Source organism: Vibrio variabilis (genome assembly GCF_003263785.1).
GTDB lineage: Bacteria > Pseudomonadota > Gammaproteobacteria > Enterobacterales > Vibrionaceae > Vibrio > Vibrio variabilis.
In genome coordinates, this window is the sequence record NZ_JYJK01000051.1 from 12,978 (window position 1) to 31,665 (window position 18,688).

General features: G+C 45.6%; 15 protein-coding genes and 3 pseudogenes. 14 read left to right on the top strand and 4 right to left on the bottom strand.

From position 1 onward, the window contains the following. Positions 1-368: 368 nt before the first annotated feature. Positions 369-1,280, bottom strand: a complete 912-nt coding sequence (gene arcC / locus TZ48_RS07610; RefSeq protein ID WP_112478756.1) for a carbamate kinase — start codon at positions 1,278-1,280, stop codon at positions 369-371. 497 nt (positions 1,281-1,777) lie between these two features. Here arcC and argF point away from each other — a divergent pair. Then, a pseudogene (argF, locus tag TZ48_RS26110) lies at positions 1,778-2,823 on the top strand (ornithine carbamoyltransferase). A 117-nt stretch (positions 2,824-2,940) separates the two neighbouring features. Then, positions 2,941-4,212 (top strand): RidA family protein, encoded by a 1,272-nt coding sequence (locus TZ48_RS07620; protein ID WP_112478757.1) that lies wholly within the window; start codon positions 2,941-2,943, stop codon positions 4,210-4,212. A gap of 57 nt (positions 4,213-4,269) precedes the next feature. Here the strand turns inward: TZ48_RS07620 and TZ48_RS07625 are convergent, their stop codons facing one another. Next, positions 4,270-4,944 (bottom strand): TetR/AcrR family transcriptional regulator, encoded by a 675-nt coding sequence (locus TZ48_RS07625; protein ID WP_162674516.1) that lies wholly within the window; start codon positions 4,942-4,944, stop codon positions 4,270-4,272. Between the two features lie 281 nt (positions 4,945-5,225). Between TZ48_RS07625 and TZ48_RS25780 the strand changes: the two genes are divergently transcribed. The 3 genes from TZ48_RS25780 to TZ48_RS07635 all read left to right on the top strand — a co-directional run bounded on the left by TZ48_RS25780 (position 5,226) and on the right by TZ48_RS07635 (position 7,040). Then, entirely contained in the window at positions 5,226-5,501 is a 276-nt protein-coding gene (locus TZ48_RS25780; RefSeq protein ID WP_275426424.1) for an amino acid permease, read from the top strand. Next, complete coding sequence (locus TZ48_RS07630; protein WP_275426425.1) at positions 5,452-6,627, top strand: APC family permease; 1,176 nt, start codon at positions 5,452-5,454, stop codon at positions 6,625-6,627. Before TZ48_RS25780 ends, TZ48_RS07630 begins: the two co-directional genes overlap by 50 nt. A gap of 200 nt (positions 6,628-6,827) precedes the next feature. After that, positions 6,828-7,040, top strand: a complete 213-nt coding sequence (locus tag TZ48_RS07635; protein WP_112478759.1) for a hypothetical protein — start codon at positions 6,828-6,830, stop codon at positions 7,038-7,040. Between the two features lie 77 nt (positions 7,041-7,117). Here the strand turns inward: TZ48_RS07635 and TZ48_RS07640 are convergent, their stop codons facing one another. After that, positions 7,118-8,092 (bottom strand): alpha/beta hydrolase, encoded by a 975-nt coding sequence (locus tag TZ48_RS07640; RefSeq protein ID WP_162674517.1) that lies wholly within the window; start codon positions 8,090-8,092, stop codon positions 7,118-7,120. Between the two features lie 252 nt (positions 8,093-8,344). On the opposite strand from TZ48_RS07640, the gene TZ48_RS07645 reads away from it, so the two are divergent. The 3 genes from TZ48_RS07645 to TZ48_RS07655 all read left to right on the top strand — a co-directional run bounded on the left by TZ48_RS07645 (position 8,345) and on the right by TZ48_RS07655 (position 11,538). Continuing rightward, positions 8,345-9,286: a hypothetical protein gene (locus TZ48_RS07645; protein ID WP_162674518.1), complete on the top strand. Its 942-nt coding sequence runs from the start codon at positions 8,345-8,347 to the stop codon at positions 9,284-9,286. A 40-nt stretch (positions 9,287-9,326) separates the two neighbouring features. Continuing rightward, positions 9,327-10,136 carry a hypothetical protein gene (locus TZ48_RS07650; protein ID WP_112478762.1) on the top strand — a complete coding sequence of 270 codons (810 nt, stop codon included), beginning with the start codon at positions 9,327-9,329 and terminating at the stop codon, positions 10,134-10,136. Between the two features lie 148 nt (positions 10,137-10,284). Then, positions 10,285-11,538 carry a cyclic di-GMP phosphodiesterase gene (locus TZ48_RS07655; RefSeq protein WP_112478768.1) on the top strand — a complete coding sequence of 418 codons (1,254 nt, stop codon included), beginning with the start codon at positions 10,285-10,287 and terminating at the stop codon, positions 11,536-11,538. A gap of 70 nt (positions 11,539-11,608) precedes the next feature. Here TZ48_RS07655 and TZ48_RS07660 read toward each other — a convergent pair whose 3' ends face one another. Further along, the gene (locus tag TZ48_RS07660; RefSeq protein WP_112478763.1) at positions 11,609-12,889 is read right to left on the bottom strand and encodes a polysaccharide deacetylase family protein; all 1,281 of its coding nucleotides are present in this window, start codon (positions 12,887-12,889) and stop codon (positions 11,609-11,611) included. A gap of 192 nt (positions 12,890-13,081) precedes the next feature. On the opposite strand from TZ48_RS07660, the pseudogene TZ48_RS07665 reads away from it, so the two are divergent. From TZ48_RS07665 to TZ48_RS07690, 6 genes and pseudogenes are all read left to right on the top strand, one after another. Next, positions 13,082-13,386: pseudogene (locus TZ48_RS07665) on the top strand (PTS sugar transporter subunit IIB). A 38-nt stretch (positions 13,387-13,424) separates the two neighbouring features. Further along, a pseudogene (locus tag TZ48_RS07670) lies at positions 13,425-14,748 on the top strand (PTS sugar transporter subunit IIC). Positions 14,749-14,774: 26 nt separating this feature from the next. Continuing rightward, on the top strand, positions 14,775-15,086 hold the full coding sequence (locus tag TZ48_RS07675) for a PTS lactose/cellobiose transporter subunit IIA (protein ID WP_112478764.1): 312 nt from the start codon (positions 14,775-14,777) through the stop codon (positions 15,084-15,086). 4 nt (positions 15,087-15,090) lie between these two features. Then, a complete protein-coding gene (locus TZ48_RS07680; protein WP_112478765.1) occupies positions 15,091-16,422 on the top strand; it encodes a 6-phospho-beta-glucosidase in 1,332 nt (443 codons plus the stop codon). 21 nt (positions 16,423-16,443) lie between these two features. Next, positions 16,444-17,163: a chitin disaccharide deacetylase gene (gene chbG, locus TZ48_RS07685; protein ID WP_112478766.1), complete on the top strand. Its 720-nt coding sequence runs from the start codon at positions 16,444-16,446 to the stop codon at positions 17,161-17,163. 139 nt (positions 17,164-17,302) lie between these two features. After that, positions 17,303-18,304 carry a LacI family DNA-binding transcriptional regulator gene (locus TZ48_RS07690; protein ID WP_112478767.1) on the top strand — a complete coding sequence of 334 codons (1,002 nt, stop codon included), beginning with the start codon at positions 17,303-17,305 and terminating at the stop codon, positions 18,302-18,304. The last annotated feature ends 384 nt before the right edge of the window (positions 18,305-18,688 follow it).

Consider the following 18,688-nt stretch of genomic DNA (forward strand, 5'->3'; position numbering starts at 1 on the left):
GAGATCTTTCCTGATTAGCTTAATCGCTGGATGGGTGGGGCGAAATTTGGCGTAAATTTGGCGTAATACCACCTAAACCACACAAAACCACAAAGCACCAAAAGCAATTGAAACAAAGCGTTAAGTAGTCTACTATCCTCTTATGTCCAGTCATACTGGGATTCAAAATCCGTTGCCTTCGGGCGTGGCGGTTCAAGTCCGCCCACCGGTACCATATTTAAACGATAAAGCCTCGACGAAAGTCGGGGCTTTGTTGTATCTGATGGTTCGAAATTAGAGGCCACCTTCCAAGCCTGAGCTATTGCGTCAGAGATTAAAATGCCGCTTTAGAAAAGCGGCATTCTATCTCCCTCATTGAGAGTAATGGGTTATGCGGCCACAATGGTTGTGCCTGATTCCCCTTTGATGATATCTGAAGCGAAGGACAGATCACCAATATAGCCTTGTTGGCCTGTATGCTCGACAAACTGACAGCAAGCGTCGACTTTTGGCCCCATGGAGCCAGCAGGGAAGGTGTACTTCTTCATCTGTTCGACGTCAATCTTCTCAATTTTCTGTTCTTTAGGTGTGCCCCAGTCCAAGCAGACGTGTGTGCCGTCAGTCAAAATAAGTAGGTGTTCTGCTCCTAACTCTTCGGCGATTAAGGCTGCAGTCATATCTTTATCTATGACCGCTTCAAATCCGACATAAGCGCCATCTTTTTCGACCACAGGCGCGCCACCACCGCCACCACAAATGACAAGGTGATCTTTTTCAAGCAAGTCTTTGATGGCTTTGATTTCGAGTATTTCTTTTGGTTTAGGGGAAGGGACGACTCGGCGCCAGTATTCACCGTCGGGTTTGACAACCCAGTTGTTATGCTCTGCCAATGTTTTGGCTTTTTGCTCGGTGTACACAGGACCAATAAACTTGGTTGGATCGGCAATAGCCGGATCGTTCTCATCGACGACGATACGAGTCAGGATAGTGGTGGTGAATTTATCATCAATGGCTGCATTTAGGCCTTGTTGAATAAGGTAGCCAATCATACCTTGTGTTTCTGCGCCTAAAACGTCAAACGGGTATGCTGGACAACCTTTGTAGGCGTCATTCTGTAGCGATAGTAGGCCGACTTGTGGACCATTACCGTGCACAATCACCAATCGGTAGTCCTTGCTGAGCTCTGCAAGGGACGCCGCCGTTTGAGAGATGCTTTTTTGTTGATTTTCACAGCTCATGACTTCGCCACGTTGTAGTAATGCATTACCACCCACTGCGACTACGATAATAGGTTTTGACATATTGGTACCTCCAAAGTAAATACTTGCGCAAGCAACGAATAAGTTATGTCAGTGTATTTAATTCTTCCGATAACAATGTCGATAGGAATCACTATTCGGTGTTTCTACTGGGGTTGCCGTTTTTTTGCCCTCTATACATCACAAAACAAGTAATTATTGAGCTTAAATAGCAGATATGTGATCTTAAATTATCGCTAAGTACTTAAATTCATAAGGTGACATTTTGATTGAAATCAATAATTCGACGTATTTTACTGCTTTTATCTATTATTGCTGCCTTGGTGGAAGTTATTTATTGTTTGTTAGGTAGAAAGCCGATACTGAGTTTTGCTCTCATTTTTATCCCGTCGCGCAGGTTAAATTAATTTCACATTACGCAGTCAATCAATTAAATAGCGTAAAGGTGAATATCAACCACTTATCACTAATAGAATGTTAATTGCTCATAGTGGATTGTTATTAATTAACTTGTGAATAAGACGTGAAAGGAAAGAATTATGAAACTACCATCATCAAGTGCAACTAACCTTAATAAACCGAATCTAGAGCACATGGTTTCGATGAAAGACTTCTCAGTGAAAGAGATGGATAACATGATGGAACTCATGGCTTACTTGAAGCAGGCTCGTGCAGATAACGCTCTACCACAACTATTTAAAAATAAATCAGTAGGGATGATTTTTGAGGCAGGTTCAACACGTACTCGCGTTTCATTTGAAACAGCGGCTACATTGCTAGGTGGTCATGGCTTATTCCTTTCTCCAAAAGATATTCACCTAGGGGCAAGGAGTCTATTGACGATACTTCCCGCGTTCTGTCGCGCATGTGTGACATCATTATGGCGCGTACTAACAGTCCAGAAACGTTGGATGGATTGTTAAAGATGTCGACAGTGCCTGTTATCAACGGTCTAGACACTCGTTTCCACCCAACACAAATGCTGGCTGACTTGTTCACGATTAAAGAGCACATTACAGATGGACGTAAGCTGTCTGATCTGACTCTTGCCTTTATGGGCGATGCCACCGATGTATGTCGTTCTTTGATGTTGACTTGCGCTAAGTACGGTATGGGCTTCAAGCAAATTGGACCTAAAAAATACCACATGCAACAAGAGTGGATTGAAATGGCGCTTAACTTCTGTGAAGAGTCTGGCGGTACGATTGAGATCACCGAAGATGTAGAGCGCATTTCTGAGTGTGATGTGGTTTATGGTGACAGCTTCTACTGGGTGACTCAAAAAGATGAGAAAGAAGAGCGTCTAGCTGCGTTTATGCCTGACTATGTCATTACTGAAGAGTTGATGGCGAAAGCACGCCCAGGGGCGATGTTGCTGCACTGTCTACCAGCGAATGATCAGGAAGAGATCACCCGCGGCGCTTTAGAAAGTGAGTACTCTGTTGCCTTCGATGAATCAGAGAACCGCTTGACCGCTCAGATGGCAATCTTGGTTTACTTTACGCACAAAGACGCTGTCATACCAACTCAAGAAACCATTAAATATCACGAAGATAAGATTAATGGCTTCTTGAAAACACTCTAGTGTTTCATTAGCTCTTAATTAGGCTAAAGCCAAACTAGTTTTACTTCCTTTACGCTAGTTTGGCTATTTTTATTTGAAACTCAATGAAATAAACATGATATTTGAAGGTAGTGCTTCATGAGTGAACGAATCATAAAATCCTCGGTAAATACTGACCAAGCGCCCGTGAATTCTTTTTCGACTCAATCGGTCGCATTTTCGCATTACAATAATATTTCTGCGCAGTTGCCCATCCATCCCCAAACCAATGAACTGGTACCAGGAGGCGTGGAAGCTCAAGCGAGACAGTGTTTGGAGAACATTAAACAGATTGTCGAAAGTATCGACCACACCATGGGAGATGTGGTTAAGATCAACCTCTATTTGACCAACATTGCTGATATCGATCGCGTGCATCAGGTGTATAAAACCTTCTTTCCATTACAGTTGCCGACAAGCTCTACGCTGGCTGTGTTGACGCTGCCTGTAGAGGGCGCTTTGGTGCAAATGGACGCGTTGATTTCTAATGGTGAGGGGACGTACCCGCAACAAGCCTGCGATCTCATAAAGGTATCGCGAAACACCCGTCGCGCCCCAATGAGTGCCGTAGCATCTCAGAGTGTGGCGTTCTCACACTATAATCATATTTCTGCGCAATTACCGATCGACTCGAGTAGCGGTAATGTCGTGGACGGAGGAATTCGTGAACAAGCTCGCCAATGTCTTCAAAACCTGAAGGCGGTGCTGGAGAGCGTGTCTGTTCCGTTTGATGATATTGTAAAAATCAACGCCCATGTTCGTGATTTAGATGACATCGAAGCCTTTGATGAGGTCTACAGCACCTTCTTCCCTGACTCGTCAATCGCTCGAGCAGTCAATTACTTACCAGCACGCTCTGTCATGGTGGTAGAAGGCTTACCAATGCATGCTCGAGTTCAAGTGGATGCGACGGTCTCACACGGAGACGGCACGCCACCGCAGCGGGTTGAAGACCGTCATGGTATCGTGATTCGCTCAAGCAATACTGATAAGGCGCCGAAACATAACATGTCGACACAGACGGTGGCGTTTTCTCACTACAATAATATATCGGCTCAACTGCCGATTGACCCAGAGGTGGGAGAGATCATTAGTGTTGGCCTCAGAGAGCAGACGGCTCAGTGTTTGACCAATATTCAAACCATCATCGAGAGCATTGATCACGTGATGGATGACGTTGTGAAGTTGAATATTCAACTCACCGATCTGAGTGAATTAGTGACCTTGCAAGCGATGTTGCCAAGTTACTTCAAAGGCGATATGCCAGCCTTGACGATCGTCGGTGTGTCGCGTCTGCCTAAGGGAGCGATAGTGCAAATCGATGCGATTGTATCAAATGCAGAGGGTACGCCTCCGGTTGGTGGTGCATAGTATGAAAATGGCTCACACTCGGTGAGCCATTTTTTATCGGCAATAGCGCTTTTGCTTCTAACTGGGGTGATAATCCAAATCTGAACCAACAACGTTGGTCCCATCGACTCTTTGCAAATATTTAGGTAAATAGCTGGATAGGTAAGCCAGAGCCAATCGAATCCCCTCTCTACCTGCCTCTGGTTGAATGATCTCTCTCCCTCTCGCGTTATAAAAGGTGCTGTAGACTTTGTCTGCCGCTTGCAAAGCAATAGCAAAAATGTTGTAGCTGTCCGGAAGCTCTGGAAGATTGAAGTGTTTGTTGTAAATTGCTTGAATGCGTTTTCCTAATTGTTGGTCGTGTTTAAAGTCTGCTTTTCTTAGGTCGTAGAATTTATGCTGCCCTAATAGCAGTTTCATGGCGACAGGGTGTTGTTGATAATATTGAAAGAAGCTCTTCTCAACCTCTAGGGTAATGGCCTGCCAGCTAGTAAAGGATGGGATGGCTTCCACTTTTTTTAGTAAAATGTCGAAGTCATCAAACACATCATCTGCAATAGAAAGCAGTAATGCTTCAATATTGGGGTAGTGATGATAAACCGTGGATGTCGCGATTTTGGCGTGGCGAGCGATATCATAAATAGATATGTTGTTAATATCACCTCTCTCAATGAGTTCAAACGTTGCTGCTTTGATTTTTTTTATTTTTTCTTGTGTTTTTGTAGGGGTCATATCAAGCGCCTTATGTTTCAAACAGTTGGTGAACATTGATAGTGAACATTCTAGCTTTGTTTTATTAGTGTTAAGCTAGAACAAATCTATGGTATATGTGGCACGAAATATTGATTAGAATCAATGTGTTTATATTTAGTATTATGTAGGCGGTTAAAGTTTAACTGCAGTCACAGTTTGATTTTTATTCGGCTTACCAGAGCGGATGGTAGACTCCAAGCTAAGAAACTATTCATTGCTCTAGTTTATTATGTATGGGTGATAAATAAGAGTGACCCTACGTATTTCCTTGGAGCTTTACTATGGAAAAGAAAAATAAAAAGAAATTAGGGCTGGTTGATATAGTCCTATTTGGCGTGTGTACTGTACTTGTTGTCGACACCGTTGCTGCAACTGCGGTTGCTGGGCCAGGTGGTATCTTTTGGTGGTTAGTCATTTTGGTTGCCTTTTTTCTGCCCTACGGTTTAATTACCGCAGAGCTAGCGACAAGCTACCCTGCTGAAGGCGGGATTTATGACTGGGTAAAACGTGCGTTTGGCCGAAATTGGGGGCAAGAACGGCATGGTTTTACTGGGTAAACTATGCCTTTGGGTGCCTGCGGTGTTCTACCTTTTTGCTGTGGTTTTAGGGCAGGTTCTTAAGGTCGAGTTTAGCCCGTGGCAGATCGCTGGCGTATCCATTGTGATGAGTTGGGTTTGCTCGTACATCAGCACCAAACCGGTCGCGGATGCAAACTGGATCTCTTCATTGGGCGCCATCTTGAAAGTGCTCATTATGTCGGTGCTGGGTATTGGTGGCCTTATTCAAGCATTCAATGGCGAAGTGGCGAATGATTTTAGTGCGAGTGCGTTTGCGCCATCGTTTCAAGTGGGGTTTGCGATTCTCTCAGTGATGCTATTCAATCTGCTTGGCTTTGAAGTGGTGTCTGGAGCATCGGACTCAATGGAGAACCCTAAGAAAGATATCCCGAAAGCAACGATTTTAGGCGGGATGTTAATCGCGTTTTTCTACTTGCTCGCCACGTTTGGAGTTCAGGCAGCGCTACCGCTGGATCAGATTTCGGCGTCTGCAGGTTTATACGAGAGCTTGGTGATCCTGTTTGGTGTCGGGGGCGCGATGGGCTTGGTGATTAACTTCCTTGCCGTCTGCTTTATGTTTACGCTGGTCGCCAACATAGTGAACTGGTCGGTGGGAGTAAATTACGTAGCCTTGTATGCGGCGAAAAACGATGACATGCCAAAAGTGTTTAAAACCACCACAAAATCAGGCACCCCTAAAGGCGCTGCAATTTGGAATGGTATCGTAGCAACAATCACTATGGTGGCCTATGCCCTAATCGCGACATTTGGCGGCAATGAAGACCTATTTTGGAACGTGTTTTCACTCGGCGCCATCATTCTACTGATGTCGTATGTAGTTATGTTCCCCGCTTTCTTGAAGCTGCGCAGAATTGATGCCGATCTTGAGCGTCCTTACTCTGTACCAGGTAAACCTTGGCTAATTAGACTGATGTGCCTAGTACCTATGCTACTACTGATTGGCGGTATCATTACCTTCTTCTGGGTGCCTGGCGAACCGTTTGATTGGGCTTACTTCTGGCAGGTGGGTGCGGGTACAGGTATCGCTATTCTCTTTGGTGAAGTGTACATCTATAAGACCTCCAAGCCAGTGCATTCTGGTGTTGCATCCGCGAAACTGACCTAGCTAAAACTCATTTAGCGAAACGAGCGATTAGAGGAAGGTCTTTGGCCTTCCTATTTTCAATTCATCAACCCTACGTTCTGTCGTTCTTGTTGTTTTTGGTAATGCAATGAGAGAGCAATAACACCACGTGCATGTCATCTTGTTTGGTTTAATGGGGCAAGCATTTGGTGATGGGGTCACTATGACCATAGGAGCGTGTTATGATTTCAAACGTCAAACAACATCAATACTCACTAGCGTTTAAATATCGCGTAGTCGACGAAGTTGAAGCCGGGCAAATTACCTACAAGCAAGCACAAAAAAAGTATCACATCCAAGGCGCGGCAACGGTGCTAGAGTGGCTGCTCCGTTATGGACGTTTGGATTGGTCGAATGGGATCCCGAAGCTATTGAGAACACGTTCGCTTAAATAGGTTGTGTCCCTAGTTAAAACGAAGAAAGGGCATGGTATCCAATGTCTTTCTTCGTTTCTTGTAAGCGAATGTCGATACTATTTCTGTGATTTGAATGATTGATGAAAAAAGCGAATCGCGTTTTGACCTTGCTGGGCTGAGAAACTGTGCATGCCGTCATGCGCGAGCTCTTCATGTTCGATGTTTCGCTTTTTCAGTTCAGAAACTAGGTATGCGCTGCCTTTTGGTATCCAAGGAAATTGATCTCGCAAGCCGTATTCAATTCGAATCGATTTCAGGGGGACGCCTCGGTCTAGATAGCGATCAAGCTTTGCTGGAATATCACCAAAGCCAGATTCCCACAACGCGATGACGTTGGGGTCATTGGCATCCCAATTGTGCCATTTGGGCGTTTTTTCAGCGTTTGCCATTGGGGCAAATGCCGCAGCATAGCCTTTGAGTACTCGAAACCAGCGCATAGATTGCCACTGGTTGACGGCGTCATTTAGGCCTTGTTTATCAAACAGACCAGCACTAAATGCATGCATGTGCTGAAACTTGTCAGGATGTCGTAAGGCGATGTTCGTGGTCGCGAACCCACCCATAGAGAAGCCCGCTATCCCTCGATAATGAGGATCTTTGAGTGTGCGGTAATGCGAGTCTACGTAGTTGATAACATCTTGGGTAACGAAATCTTCCCAATTTCCGGTGACTGGAGAGTTGACATAAAAGCTCCCGCCAAATTGGTTTACGCCGTTTACACCGATGACAATCATCTCGGTCAGTTCGGGATCTTCTTTGAGCATATCTGGTAACTGTTCTGAGACTCGGCTTGCCTCCCTTATTGAGCCGTTATATCCGTGTAGGTAATAGACCACAGGATAGCGCTGGTTAGATAGGTGGTAGCTGGGTGGAAGTGCCACTAGGAGCTGTTGCTTCTCGGTGTTTTCTAAGTAACTCGATTGCAGCGATGGTGCGGCTATTTCAATAATGTCTGTTAAATCTGTGCTCGCCCATGTCAGCGAAGTACATGCCGTTAGGGTGACCAAAAGCAGGCACACTTGTCTTATCACGAGGGACTCCTTGGTTTTTATGGGACTGCCATTTGCGATGGGTGCTGTTTTTTTTGAACAGTTACGTTATCGCGGCGGGGAGGTGAGAGGGACTAGGCGTTGGCCAATATGCGATCAGATTCATTAATTTAATAGCAGGTGAGGTTCAAGTGGTCGTAGAGGCAATCGTTTTTGGGTCTTATTCTTGTTGGTCTTAGTTTGTTTCTGACAAAGCGAAGCGCTAGAATCTAGGTATCAGAGAGGAGAATGACTGTGGGCGCAAAATATACCTATCTCGCTTGGCAACAAACCAATTTAGAAGCGAGCCATAAGTTAGTATTGTTGAAGTTGGCTGACTTATGTGGACAGGATGGCTCCGTCGCTGTTGTGCTTTCAGAGGTAGCTAAAGAGTGTTTGCTTGGAGAGTTTGGCCTTGCCGATGTGCTCACGGCGTTGGCGCAAAAGGGCATGCTGCAAAAAGGCCAGGTGAGCTCAAATGGCCGAGAGCAAGTGCATCACTTTACTCTGTCGCTGTCTGAGCCAAATAGCCTACCGGTGATTGAGACCAGTCGTGAACATCAGCCGCAACCTACGCCTGTGGTGACAACACCTCAAGCATCCCCAGCGCCTCCTTGGACGTATCATCCGATGAACTTGTATAAGGTGCCAGTGGCGAACCGAGACAGCTTGTGGCAGCGGTTTATCCGCGAACGTGATGTACGTAATGTTAATGAAGTGCGTCGCGATTCGATGTTGCGAGACTGGCTGGAAATGATGAAAGGCTCTGGTGGTTTTGAGCAGTACTTTGAAGGTGAGTCGCAAGGGCGAAATGACCGAGTTCCAGCCACTCGCCAGCGCACGCAAACACCTTCGAATGCCAAGTACATTTCAACGCATGACTTGCAAGAGAATGAAATCGCGGAGTGGGCAATGCAGTCCATCCTGCATTCAGGAATGACCGCCGATCCTCATCTGTTTTGGGAGAAGTTTGTCGTCTACTACAAAGCACGCGCCAACGAATTTTTGTCGGTCACGCAAATGCTGAATAAGCTTCGATTGTGGATCGTTAACGAGAAACAAGCGGAAGACAGACGCAGGCAAGCCGATGAAAGGCGTCGTCAGTCTTTCCAACAAAGTCAGAAAGCGGGTGAAGTAAGTCCGTCGGAAGAGTTTCGTGAATACTTGCGTGGGCAAGGTAAGAATCCGAATTTTTAGTATGATGATCCCGTTGTGGTCACTAAGGTAAAGGGTCAATATGAGTAATGGCAAGAAGCCAAAAAACTTAGATTTTGGCGCCATGGAAAAGAAGCTCCGCGAAATGGGCGTCAGCGGCAACCTTGAGCATTTGAAGTCTGCAAAATCAGAGCCTTCGGTGCAGGTGAGTAAGCCTTCAGAGCCGGCTACCCCGCCTAAGATGGATGTTCCGAGCACTCAGGTGCGAGCGACTCCGTCTGTTGAGTCGCGTCCGGTGGTGAATGACACTCGTCCTATGCTGCAAACCGATGGTGAGCCGGAGCGTCAGCCGAGTGATTGGTGTAACTACATTTTTGGTACTTTGCTGAGTATTTACGAGTCCACGTGGATAAAATCTTATGGCAGAAGGCCAACCGGTCGCTTCTTAGACTTCGCTGATAGCCTGACTGAAGCTGAGTTGATGCGAGTCATTCAGCACTGTCGTGAGCGCTTACAAGCAGGAGAAAGGTGGCCACCAATTATGGGTGAGCTTGCCCTGCTGAAAAGTCAGCTAACCGAATCTGAGTCGTTGGAAGCTCTAAACCGTGTAGTGACCAAAACGCCGAAGAACCAAATTGAAAAGTGGATCATGCAGAACAAAGGCTACGAGCTAAGGCGTTTGCCTCAATCGATGATCGTTCGACGTTTTAAAGAGTTCTACCGTGAAGCCATGAGTCTGCAAGAAAAAGGCAAGTTGGTCACTGAGGCACCGAAAGCGCTGCCAAGTCAGTCGGTGAAGAACTTGGTGGATCTCAAACGCGAGGAGTACGAGCAGCAACACGGTAAGGCTCTCGACCCGCGTATTCAAGCCATCCTTGACCGTAAAGCTTAACCAAATGTCGCGCTCGCTGTTGTAGCGAGCGTCTTACTTTATATCGTTCTGTTATATATCCGAATCACACTTTATTGATTAATGAGTGAATAATCGCGGTAAGTTCTTTAGAATCACCGCGTGTTTTTCAGCCAATTGCAGTATCGTTGTGGCAAGTATCAAAATTTCAGTGGATCGAATTCAGCCAGGTCTTCATATCAAGATCCCCCTCAAATGGAATGAACATCCCTTTCTATTCAACGTTTTCAAAATCAAATCTGCTCAGCAAGTGCAGGTGATCCGTCAACTAGGCGTGAAGTATGTCTATGTCACCCCTGAGCTTAGTGATGCACTGCCGCTACCAGTACAACAAGCGCTAGCGCCTGCCGCGAACGATGAGGCTGCACAATCGGAGTCTGATGCGCTTTGGCAAGAGAAGCAGCAACGCATCGAAGAGCTGTCGGCCTATCGTAGGAAAGTCTCTCGCTGTGAAAAAGAGTTTGACCGTTCATTGGCACGCATTCGCAACTTGATGACCAAGCTGAGAAGTCGTCCTGAGCAAGCGGCAAAAGAGGCAGCGCAACTGATCGATGATATTGTTGAATCGCTGCTATCACAGGACGATGTGACCTTACACCTAATGGGCAGTAAGACGGAATTCGAAGATCTCTATTTCCATTGCTTAAACGTCTCGATTCTGGCGATGATGATCGCGAAAGCGAAAGGGCTTAAGGCAGAAGAGATCAAAATGGTCGCGATGGCAGCGCTTTTTCATGACATTGGTAAGGCAAAAATCCCAGCAGCCATACTGCGTAAGAGCACACCGTTGACCGAGCCTGAAAATAACTACCTTAAACTGCATACCAAATACGGCAGTGACATTGCGAGGGCGATAGACATCTTGCCAGAGAAGGTGATCACGGTTATCGAGCAACATCATGAACTTCTCGATGGCTCAGGTTATCCAAACGGCCTTAAAGGTGATGAGATTGATGTGATCACTCAAATTGTCTCGGTAGCAAATGCGTTTGATAACTTGTGCCATCATCAAAATCCCGCAGAGAAGAAGATCCCATATACCGCGCTTTCTTACTTGTATAAGCACGCTAAATCGCAGTACAACAATGAGAATTTGAACATTCTTATCAAGTACATGGGTGTCTACCCTCCAGGTACTATCGTGAAGTTGTCGAACGAGATGGTTGGCCTTGTCGTGTCCATCAACAGCGCGAGTTTACTCAGCCCAAATGTGCTGCTTTACGATCCAAGCGTACCTAAACTGCAAGCGCCTATCATTGCGCTTGAAGACAAAGACTTGAAGGTAGAGTCGGTGATTCATCCTGAACGCTTACCTGAAGAGATCCGTGAATACTTAAATCCACGCGCTCGAGTGTCTTATTACTTTGATGACAACGCCAACTAGCGTTGTGCTAGTTGGCGTATTTCATGTCACAGTACCCATTCGTTAGGGTAAGTGGGTAAATACAGGCAGATTATTGCACAGGTGCAAACAGTGTTGGTTCCGCATTCGGTGTCCAGTTAGCTTGTGACACGTGCGCGGTAATGACTTGATATTTAACCCCGTTGTAAACCACGACATCACCAAGCGCATAGCTAACATTTAACTGCCAGTTGGTCGCTGGATCTGCGTTGTACCATAAGGTTGAATGCAGAGACGGTGCCCAATCATTTTGTGCAAAGTGATCTTTCTGAGCGACGTAAATGGTGCCTTGGTGGTTAACGTGATCACCCGCTTGATAGTGAGTATCTGGCGCCCAATCTTCGATGTAGTTGTCCAAAGTATCAAATACATAGCCTGCTTGTAGCGCTAGCTCTAGGAACTTGTCCAGTTTCGGGATGTTTTTGGTTTCGCCCATCCCACGGTGACCATCTTCAAACAAAAACTCATGGGTCAGAACAATAACTTTGTCTTTATGAAGGGGAGTATCACAAGGGAAGTTTTGCGCTTTCGAGTTTACAGGCTCAATGGTGACCGGTGCGCAAGAGTTGATAGATGCTTCAACATACGCCAAGAATGGCTCCGGCTCGGTCAAGCTGTTCGCTGGCATCTCAATGCCCCAGTTCTCCGGTGCCCAGTCAAGATCCCAGCCGAAGAGTTGATAGCTATCGTTGGTGAGCATGTCTGATAAAGTCATCGCATTGCTGGAGCTGTTTGATGGGTTGTCTGGATCGCAGACATAGTTAGGATCCCACGGCAGATAATCATCAGAAGTCGCACAAAGGCCATCGGCTTTAAAGCTTTTAGCGACACGCCAGCCATTGGTATAAGGAAGGCGAGCGAATTGATCCGCGACATAATTTGGGTAGCTGGTGATGTTCGGGATGTATTGTTCAAATTTCGCTAAGTTGAGCGGGAAGTAGGTGTAATCGTAAGCGGGATCGCGATAGGAATTGACATTGTGCATGCCTGTTGCATTACACGCCGCCGCAGTGTTTTCACCGTTAAGGCCGTCACAGTTGTGCACCATGTGATCATAGCTGTGGTTGCCAACCATATGTCCAGTATTGAGTGCCAGTAGCAGTGCCTCTAGCGCACGATCTTCGTTTTCATCACCAATGCCATCTAAGTGCCAAGCATTGAAGAAGAACGATCCTTTCACATTGTGTTTATTGAGGGTTTCGATCACTTTGATCGACGCGTTAATAGGGCCATCATCAAAGGTCAGATAGATGGTAGCTTTGGGTTCAGCTGCAGCAGCACTAAATGATAGAGGGATAAGTAAGCTACTGACGATGCTAGTGATTTTCTTCATAATAAGTCCTATAAGTGTGAGTTTTAATAATACTTCTTTCCAAAAATCGCCTTTAATTTAACGAAAAAAATAAAACCGAATTAGCAGAGTTTTTATTTTTTGCGATCCATTTCAATTAAAAACGCAACCGGTTGCGCTTTAATGTTAATGTTCTTTTTGTTACCGTTGTTTTGTAACTGCTATGGAGGCTTTATGAAGAAAATATTACTTTGCTGTAGCGCTGGAATGTCGACCAGTATGCTAGTGAAAAAAATGGAACAATCGGCGCAATCGCGTGGTATTGAGTGTGAAATTCAAGCTAAGTCTGTATCAGATTTTAACGATGCGATTAGTGAGTACGATGTATGCCTACTGGGGCCTCAGGTTAGGTTTCAGCTTGAGGAGTTGAGAAAAGTAGCCTCAGAGCATGGCAAGAATATTGATGCCATATCACCACAAGATTACGGAATGATGAAGGGGCGGAAGTATTAGATCAAGCGCTTGCCCTAATAGATTAGTCAATTAATAACGTTAACGTGAAATAAAGGAATATGTTATGAAGCTTTATGATGCGATTATAAGTGTCGTCGAAAAGCACATCGCGCCAATAGCCACAAAAGTGGGTAATCAACCCCACGTTCGTGCAATGAGAGATGGTTTTATTGTCGCGATGCCATTTATTATTGTCGGTAGTTTTTTACTTGTTTTTGCTTTTCCCCCATTTTCGGAAGACACCACCAATAGTTTTGGTCGAGTTTGGTTAGATTTCGCGACCACACATTTTGATACCATCATGATGCCATTCAGTATGTCGATGGGCATTATGACGATCTTTGTCTCTCTTGGGGTCGCCTATAGCCTCGCCAAATCTTATAAGATGGATGGGATCACCAGTGCCACTCTGTCTCTGATGAGCTTCTTGTTGGTGGCAGCCCCTGCGACAGATGGCGGTCTACCTACCGGTCATATGGGGGGACTGGTATCTTTACTGCAGTGATCTGTGCATTTTTCGCGGTTGAGCTTTATCGCTTCATGAAAAAGCACAATATCACCATTCGTATGCCAGAGCAGGTGCCGCCGGCAATTGCGCGTTCTTTCGAAGTGTTACTGCCAGTCTTGGCTGTTTTCTTTACCTTGTACCCACTGAGCATCTTTGTTCAAACTCAATACGACATGCTGATCCCAGATGCGGTAATGGCGATGTTCAAGCCATTGGTGAGTGCGTCCAATACTCTGCCAGCCATCATAGGTGCATTGCTAGTTTGTCAGTTGCTTTGGTTTGCAGGCATTCACGGTGCGGCGATTGTGGTCGGTTTGCTATCACCCATCTTCCTAACCAACATCAGCGCCAACATTGACGCATTTGTGGCGGGTGAGCCGGTACAAAATATCTTTACTCAACCGTTCTGGGACTTCTACATCTTCATTGGTGGTTCTGGTGCAACGTTTGCGCTTGTGTTGCTCATGATGTTCAGTCGTTCAATCCACTTAAAGAGCTTAGGTCGCATGAGTGTGGTGCCTGGTTTCTTCCAAATCAATGAGCCTGTGATCTTTGGTAGCCCAGTGGTGCTTAACCCGATTCTATTTATTCCGTTTGTGTTTACGCCAGTGATTAACGCGACGATTGCCTACTTTGCAGTGCATGCCGGTTTAGTTGGCATGGGTGTCGCGACAACCCCTTGGACGGCGCCGGCATCATTGGTGCATCTTGGGGATCAGGTTGGACACTATCACCCGTGTTGCTGGTTATTGCACTGTTGATTCTGGATGTATTCCTTTACTTACCGTTCTTCAAGATGTTTGAAAAGCAATTGCTTGAGCAAGAGCAACCCAAACAAGAGAGCGAAGTGGCACAGCCAGGAAAAGCAGCAACCGCATAACGATTAACAATATTGAGGAGAGTATCATGGACCAAGAATTGGTAGTGATGGAGATCATCTGCAACGCAGGTGAAGCAAGAAGTTTGTGTTTTGAAGCGCTGCAAGCGGCCAGAAAGCAAGATTTAGCCACCGCAGAGACATCATTAACACAGGCAAAAGAGTGCTTGAACAAAGCACACTTGATTCAGACTCAGCTTATCGAGCTAGATCAAGGCGAGGGTAAGGTACCCATGACGTTAGTGATGGTCCACGCCCAAGACCATTTGATGACTACCATTCTTGCCCATGAGCTCGCGACGGAGCTGGTGGAGTTAAGAAAAGCATTGGTAAAGGAGTGATCCTATGACAGCACAATCCCTGAAAATTGCTGTTATCGGTGGCGGGAGCAGTTATACCCCGGAGCTAATAGAAGGCATATTACTAAGGCAAGATGCATTACCTGTTCGCGAAATCTGTTTAACTGATATCGAGGCGGGTAAAGAAAAGTTAGCGATTATAACTGCGCTAACCCAGCGTATGGTTGCCAAAGCGAAAGCCGATATCGTCGTCTCTCAAACCTTGGACAGAAAACAGGCGATACAAGGAGCAGACTTTGTGATGACGCAGTTTCGTGTTGGTGGGCTGAAAGCTCGCCAACGTGATGAAGCCATCCCACTGAAGTATGATCGAATAGGACAAGAAACGACAGGGGCGGGCGGTTTTGCTAAAGCGCTTCGAACCATCCCTGTTGTTTTAGATATCTGTCGAGATATTGAAGAGCTCGCGCCTAATGCGTGGATGCTAAATTTCACCAACCCTGCTGGCTTGGTTACCGAAGCCATTCATAAATACAGTAAAGTGAAGACCATTGGACTTTGTAATGTCCCAGTCTCAATGCAAATGATGGCGTCAGAAATGCTAGATTGCGAACCTAGCGCTTTGCAAATGAAGTATGCAGGCCTTAACCATCTTGTTTGGGTGACCAGTGCCTATCTTAATGGAAAAGAAGTCACCAAAGAGCTGCTTGCCAAAGTGGGGGACGGGGCTAACTTCTCGATGAAAAATGTTTTTGAGGAGCCTTGGGATCCTGATTTTCTTAATGCACTCGGTGTGATTCCTTGCCCGTATCACCGCTACTACTATCAAACTGAAGCCATGCTGGCAGAAGAAAAATTATCCTTTCAAGAAAAAGGCAGTCGCGCCACGCAAGTTATGGAAACCGAAGCTGCGCTGTTTGAACTTTATAAGCAAGCTTCGCTAGATAGCAAACCAAAAGAGCTCGAAGAGCGCGGCGGCGCTTACTACTCTGATGCATCATTAAATCTTGTGGATGCGATCTACAATAATCGCAATGATATCCACGTGGTTAACGTAGCCAATGCGGGCGTGATCAGTGCGTTGCCGGATGATGCGGTGATTGAATGCTCCGCTGTGATTGGCAATAACGGTGCGACGCCTATAGCTGTGGATCCGCTCCCTCATTTTGTAGAGAGTTTGATTGCTCGGGTCAAAAGCTATGAGATGCTGACTGTGGAAGCGGCTGTGCATGGCGATAAGGAAAAAGCGCTGCTGGCATTGGCGACTCATCCTTTAGTAGGCGATATTCAAATCGCAAAATCGCTGCTTAGTGACTTGCTAGAGCAAAATAAGGATTATTTGCCACAGTTTGTATCGCAGCAGGGAACGTTGGATTGAGTAATAACAGAGGGAAGTGGCATGAAGTTAATTTTTAATGCAGACGATTACGGGCTTTGCCAAGCGGTGAATCAAGGCATCATTGCAAGCCACCTTAACGGTGTCGTGACATCGACAACAATGATGGTTGGTATGCCGGGTGAACAAGATGCCTTAGAACGTTTGGTTGCGGCACCTAATTTAAGTGTTGGTGTGCATTTACGTCTTACTGCGGGCAAACCGTTATCTTCACATTTCCCTGTTATCACGCCAGAAGGGAGCTTTCCTAAGTACGATGTGCTTATGACGAAGTTAGAGTCAAAACATGAGACGGCAATTTATGAAGAATTTCGAGCTCAAATAGAGCGCTTTTTAAGTTACGGCATTCCACTTAGTCATTTGGATAGTCATCATCATGTTCACCTTCATCCTATCGTCACCAAAGTGGTCGCTCGGTTGAGTCATGAGTTTGATGTTCCCTATCGCGCGATGCCTTCTTTGGCGGGCTATCAATTTAGTGACGGCTTTTACGATGGCAACATTTCGTTGGACTGGCTAAAAGCTCAGCTCACTGATTGGCTAAAACTCTATGATGTTGTCGAGGTGATGTGCCATCCTGCTGTTGTTGATGATGAGCTCGCTTCGATCAGTTCGTATCTAGACAAAAGGGAGTTAGAACTTGAAGTACTTAGCTCACAGGAGCTGAAACAATATTTAAAAAGCCTTCAGATTGAATTGACCCATTACAGTGCTGTTATTTAGTCGATACTTTTATCGATAACCATGAGTGCGTTCCCAAAAATTCACCTTGCGCTCATGGTTACTTCTTTCCCTATCTCACTCGGTTTCGTAGTATTGAGTGCAGCGATTCATTTTCACAATTACCAAGGAAGCATAGTCAATGGCGAGTATTAAGGAAGTTGCTGCATTGGCGGGCGTCAACCGCTCAACCGTCTCACGCATTATTAACGGAGAGGGCAGTTTTCGATCGGATACAAAGCGAAGAGTCGAAGAAGCTATGGCGCAACTTGATTATCGTCCAAGTGCCATTGCCCGTTCTTTGGCAAAATCGCATTCGAACATGATTGGTTTAATGGTGACCTACTATACCGGCGGCTTTTTTGGCCAAATGATGAATCAAGTGCAATTGGAACTCGATGTGCAAAACAAATTTCTGTTGACAGCGCAAGGACATCATAGTGCCGAAGGTGAGAAGAAAGCGATAGAGAAGTTTAAAGACCTACGTTGTGATGGCTTTATACTGCACAGTCGCTACTTGAGTGATGAAGAGCTGATTGCCCTATCAAAAACCAAAACGCCATTTGTGCTTCTTGACCGCTATATAGAAGAAATCAAACAGCAATGTGTGACTTTTGATCATCAAAAGGCTTCCGCATTGGCAACGAGTTATCTTCTAGAACGTGGCCATACCAACATAGGTTGTGTTACAGGTCCCCTAGGTAGAGCAAGTAGCCAGGTTCGTTTGACGGGTTATAAGAATGCGATAGCCGAAAAAGGTATCGCGTTGAATCCAGATTACATTGTTGAAGGTGACTATGAGCTAGATAGCGGTTACGCAGCAATGGCTCAATTGATGAGCTTAGAGCAAAAGCCAACGGCACTGTTTTCAACCGGTGAAGAGATGACTCGTGGCATCATGAAATATTGCTACGAACACCAAATACGTTGCCCGGAGGATATCTCTATTATTAGCTACGACAGTGTGAATAGTTGTCGTGGCCTTTTTCCGCAAGTCACCACACTAGATTTTCCTATTAGTGATATGGCGCATGAAGCTGTGCTGCTGCTCAATGCTCAGCTTAAGGCTCAGAGCAGTGAACAAGGGCAACTGAGCGTTTCTCCACGAATTCAGGAAGGAAACAGTGTTATAAAGTGCGCTTAAATGGAATTAAAAGGCGACTTTTGAACACTTCGACTGTTTTTTCACCAAAAGATCGGTTTTTTAGAAAAAGTGCTAAAAAACACTTGCCAATGAATCGGACATCTCTATAATGCGCTTCCACTGACACGGCAGAGTCCACAAGGGTTCGAGGCGATGGTCAGTAAGGCATTCAGCTTTCAAGATGGTTTTCTAGTTAGATTTGAAAAAATCAAAAATAATTAGAAAAAAGTGTTTGACACTGAGAATCATCTCGCTAGAATAGCCGCCTCTTCAGACGAAACGCAGCAGCGAGCAGTTGAAGAGATGTTCTTTAAAAATATAGACCTATCAATCTGTGTGGGCACTCGTTGATGATAATCAAATTAGAAACTTCGGTTTCAAATT

Bases quoted from the DNA above. Each gene is read 5' to 3' on its own strand.
- arcC (WP_112478756.1), bottom strand. From the start codon at position 1,280: ATGTCAAAACCTATTATCGTAGTCGCAGTGGGTGGTAATGCATTACTA.
- TZ48_RS07620 (WP_112478757.1), top strand. From the start codon at position 2,941: ATGAGTGAACGAATCATAAAATCCTCGGTAAATACTGACCAAGCGCCC.
- TZ48_RS25780 (WP_275426424.1), top strand. From the start codon at position 5,226: ATGGAAAAGAAAAATAAAAAGAAATTAGGGCTGGTTGATATAGTCCTA.
- TZ48_RS07635 (WP_112478759.1), top strand. From the start codon at position 6,828: ATGATTTCAAACGTCAAACAACATCAATACTCACTAGCGTTTAAATAT.
- TZ48_RS07650 (WP_112478762.1), top strand. From the start codon at position 9,327: ATGAGTAATGGCAAGAAGCCAAAAAACTTAGATTTTGGCGCCATGGAA.
- TZ48_RS07660 (WP_112478763.1), bottom strand. From the start codon at position 12,889: ATGAAGAAAATCACTAGCATCGTCAGTAGCTTACTTATCCCTCTATCA.
- TZ48_RS07675 (WP_112478764.1), top strand. From the start codon at position 14,775: ATGGACCAAGAATTGGTAGTGATGGAGATCATCTGCAACGCAGGTGAA.
- TZ48_RS07680 (WP_112478765.1), top strand. From the start codon at position 15,091: ATGACAGCACAATCCCTGAAAATTGCTGTTATCGGTGGCGGGAGCAGT.
- chbG (WP_112478766.1), top strand. From the start codon at position 16,444: ATGAAGTTAATTTTTAATGCAGACGATTACGGGCTTTGCCAAGCGGTG.
- TZ48_RS07690 (WP_112478767.1), top strand. From the start codon at position 17,303: ATGGCGAGTATTAAGGAAGTTGCTGCATTGGCGGGCGTCAACCGCTCA.